3 protein-coding genes are annotated in these 3,512 nt (G+C 55.6%); 1 reads left to right on the top strand and 2 read right to left on the bottom strand.

The window, feature by feature from the left end; translation table 11 throughout:
* Positions 1–594: 594 nt before the first annotated feature.
* The gene (locus Q0072_RS01950) at positions 595–1,215 is read right to left on the bottom strand and encodes a hypothetical protein (protein WP_298324935.1); all 621 of its coding nucleotides are present in this window, start codon (positions 1,213–1,215) and stop codon (positions 595–597) included.
* Positions 1,216–1,479: 264 nt separating this feature from the next.
* Between Q0072_RS01950 and Q0072_RS01945 the strand changes: the two genes are divergently transcribed.
* Positions 1,480–2,379, top strand: a complete 900-nt coding sequence (locus tag Q0072_RS01945; RefSeq protein WP_298324931.1) for a DUF2971 domain-containing protein — start codon at positions 1,480–1,482, stop codon at positions 2,377–2,379.
* A 93-nt stretch (positions 2,380–2,472) separates the two neighbouring features.
* Here Q0072_RS01945 and Q0072_RS01940 read toward each other — a convergent pair whose 3' ends face one another.
* Positions 2,473–3,417, bottom strand: coding sequence for a DUF2493 domain-containing protein (locus Q0072_RS01940; RefSeq protein ID WP_298324938.1), 945 nt, complete (start codon positions 3,415–3,417; stop codon positions 2,473–2,475).
* Positions 3,418–3,512 lie beyond the last annotated feature (95 nt).

Below are 3,512 nucleotides of genomic sequence, written 5' to 3'. Positions count from 1 at the left end.
GGTGAAGGTGCCGAGGGTGATGGCCATGATCTGTCTCCTACGCTGCGGTCGCGGGACCATCCCCGCGATGTCCCCGGCGTCAGAGACCGCAAAGGTGACTAGCGCCACCCGAGCAAAGCGACGGGCCGCAACAAAGTGGAGGACACTGGGGTGGAGAAAATTTGTTCCGCGCGGAATGCCGAAACCGGGGCCCCGCCCCATAGGCGGGGTGGTTTCGGCAGGGGAAATTTTCTCACATCCCCAGGGTTGGCGCAGGCACCGCGGGCTCTACGCCAACAGGAGGACAGCGGGGATGGGGCTGTGATTGTGCGGCGAAACGGAGAGGTGTGGCCGTCTGCAAAGGCGTAGTTCACCGCTCAAAGCACGGCTCTCGGTCTTCCCGAGCCCCCCACCTTAGCGCTGAAGAAACGGCCGACGGTGGCATGAAAGAGGCCCAGCCCAACGGCGTGCGTTTCTGCGCCGCACGGTCCGAAGATCACGGTGTTCCGCTGACCGCTTAGCGCCCCCAATTCAGTCGTCGGCAGCTATAGCAACGACGCTCAAAAGCAGACATAACAAGGTTGCATTTCTGACAGAAATTCATCTCGTTGTGATCTATTCCTCCGACCACCGAGAAGTCGATGAAGGAAGGCGCCACAGTGGCGCCTGACCACACAGTCTTTCTCCGGGCACCTTCCAGATAGGTGAACTGCTGAGTTTAGTCAGACGGTACCCCCCTGCATTCACAGTACAATGTGAATCGGAAAATCCAACCCATGCTCCAGTCACCAGATCGTCAGGTTCGCACATTCGGAGTTGAAAGGCGCCGTGGTAGCCAGACTCTCGTTGACGAAGTTTGAACCATGTACCTGTGACGACTTTTCCTTGACAGGTTAGTTGACCCACAAAGCCATAAATAGTTTCCGTTCCTTTACGTGTCATCGCGGTTCTTTCAAACGCGATGTTCGAGCCAAAGCAATAAATTCTTCCAATTCCACGATTTATATAGGGAAAGTTGGGGCTGACGACATCCCATTCCATATCCCAGGTGCCGCGCCACTTTGAAGTAATTGAATACTTCGTTAATTTATCAAGTGTGCGTATGAACCATATATTTAAACTTATTCTCCTGATGATATCAGTGAGCACATATTTCATGCCGGTCGTTACGACAGAGCCAAAGGCTGCAGCAACGCCGAGCCAGAACACATTTCCCCATTCGATAGTATCTACCATAATAATGTCGCCCTTGCGTGACCGATCGCTGTGCCCATATTCTAGCCACTTGGCTGGCTCCCGTAAAAGCTTGGGAGTACGATTTCCGGATCAACGACGATTCCGGGAGAGAGTGCTTTAGATAACTCATAATAAGGGAGTTGGCCATGAAGAATCTTGAACCAGACTTAGTACCTGATTTCCAGAAATAAAATCTAATGGCCGCCTAGATGGATACTCAATAATATCCAACCTTGGCGCATAACTCCTCAGTGTGAGAATATTATGGACCAGACTCTGTATCATTATTGCACTTCTCACACAGGGTTTGCAATTCTTCAATCTCGAACTTTCCGATTATCTCCCCTTTCTGCTGCCAATGACAGCATGGAAGGCAGGGTTTTAGGTAGGGTTTTTGCCCAGTTACTAAGTGAAGCTAGGCTGCCGCAGGGAGTGATTGATGTTGCGTCTATAATCGTGGAAGGATACGCCGATGCCACTGAAGGCTTCGCACTATGTCTTTCGGAGAGCGGCGATCTTCTTAGTCAGTGGCGCGCGTATGCATGTGATGGGACTGGGATTGCAATTGGATTTTGCACTGAAGAGCTAGTGCGCGATTATGGTAAAGTTAATTTCGGGAAGAATTTTTATAGTTTGGTAAAAATCAACTACGGTGAAGCGCCACTTCGCGAGATGTTGATACCTTTCGCACAACACATTGTGGATAAATTCGGATCAAGTGGTGAGTTCGTAACCCTTAGGTCTGGACTTAATCGCCACGATGCTTTACGTGCGCTAGCAGACCGAGAGTCGGATATTGCCGGTCTTTTTCTAACTCGGGACAAGTTATCAGCGGGACTTGTGCGCGAGCTTTTGGATATTTTGGCACCGTTGCACTTTCGTATCTATGAAACCAAACCGAAAACCTTCCACGAGGAGCGCGAGTGGCGTCTGTTGCGGTACCGGCACCGGGTAAATTTACCTGAGATCGAATATTTTTCTGATGGATCATCTATTCGGCCGTTCATTCCCTGTCTAATAGCAGATCCTGCCCGGCTGGCAGTCAGAGAGGTAATTCTAGGTCCAAAGCATCAATCTAATATCAACTGGATGCGTTCATTTCTTCAGAGCATTGGCCTTGAGCATGTGAAGGTCATCCAATCCGCACATCAAAGCTACCGTTGATCAACCAGGAACATTTATCTTCTCAAACGGCCCAAAACCCGCCCGTCCGCTTCCGGCCCCAATAACGACGAATTGGATCGTTGTGACTGATCTTCATCCCCCCTCACCAAACCGCCACACCGGCACGCCCATCTTGCGGGCCTTATCGGCGAGGTTCTGGGTGATGCCGGAGCCTGGAAAGGCGATGAGGCCGATGGGCAGGGTTTCCAGCATCTGGTCGTTGCGGCGGAAGGGTGCGGCCTTCTTGTGGCGGGTCCAGTCGGGCTTGTAGACGATCTGGGCGACGCGGCGGTTCTCTGCCCAGCAGGCGGCGATGCGTTCGGCTCCCTTGGGGCTGCCGCCGTGCATCAAAACCATGTCGGGGTGTTTGGCATGGACCTTGTCCAGCGCCGTCCAGATGCGGTCGACATCGTTGCACTCCACCCCGCCGGTAAAGGCCACCTTGGGGCCGGGGGGCAGCAGCAGGTTGGTGTCGGCATGCCGGCGGGCAGCGATATGATCGCGGCTGTCGATGATCGCCGCTGTCAGGGCGCGGTGGTTCAGCTGTGAACCCTGGCGCGGGCGCCAGGTTGAGCCGGTCAGAGCCTCGTACATCTCGGCGGCGGCGTCGCGGAAGAACTCGAAGGCGTTGCGGCGTTCGATCAGGCCCAGCCCTTCCGCAGTCAGGCGTTCCAGCTCAACAGAGCGGATTTCTGAGCCGTCCTGTTCGGTTTGGCTGCGCTGCTGGGCCTGTTCGTTGGCATCAAGGTCGCGCTCCAGGCTGCCGATGCGGCGATGGAAGACATTGACGCAGGCCCAAAGCAGATCGTCCAGGTCATCCTCCAGCCGGGTGCCGGTCAACAGCCCGGCCAGGGTCTCCAGGCAAGCACCGATCTCAGCCCTGGCCTGATCGGCCTCTGGCAAGGGGCGCGGGTCGGGTTCGTCCTGGAAGGGGCGATAGCCGTAGAGCTGCAATTCATCCAGCAGATGGGCGGACGGGGCGGCCTCCGAGAGGCCGTCGCTGGCGGGGAGTAGGGATGTCGTGCGGCTGGTCAGCATGGCGGTCACCGGATTTGTGGGCCGCGCCGGTCGCGGCCTTCCTGGGGAGCGCCCGCCAGGGTTAAGCCAGGCCCCGCACCCCTTGCGGGCCGCAG

The organism is Asticcacaulis sp. (assembly GCF_027484505.1).
In the GTDB taxonomy this organism is placed as follows: domain Bacteria; phylum Pseudomonadota; class Alphaproteobacteria; order Caulobacterales; family Caulobacteraceae; genus Asticcacaulis.
The sequence above is the reverse complement of the archived record's forward strand: the minus strand, read 5'-3'. Positions and strand labels throughout refer to the sequence as shown.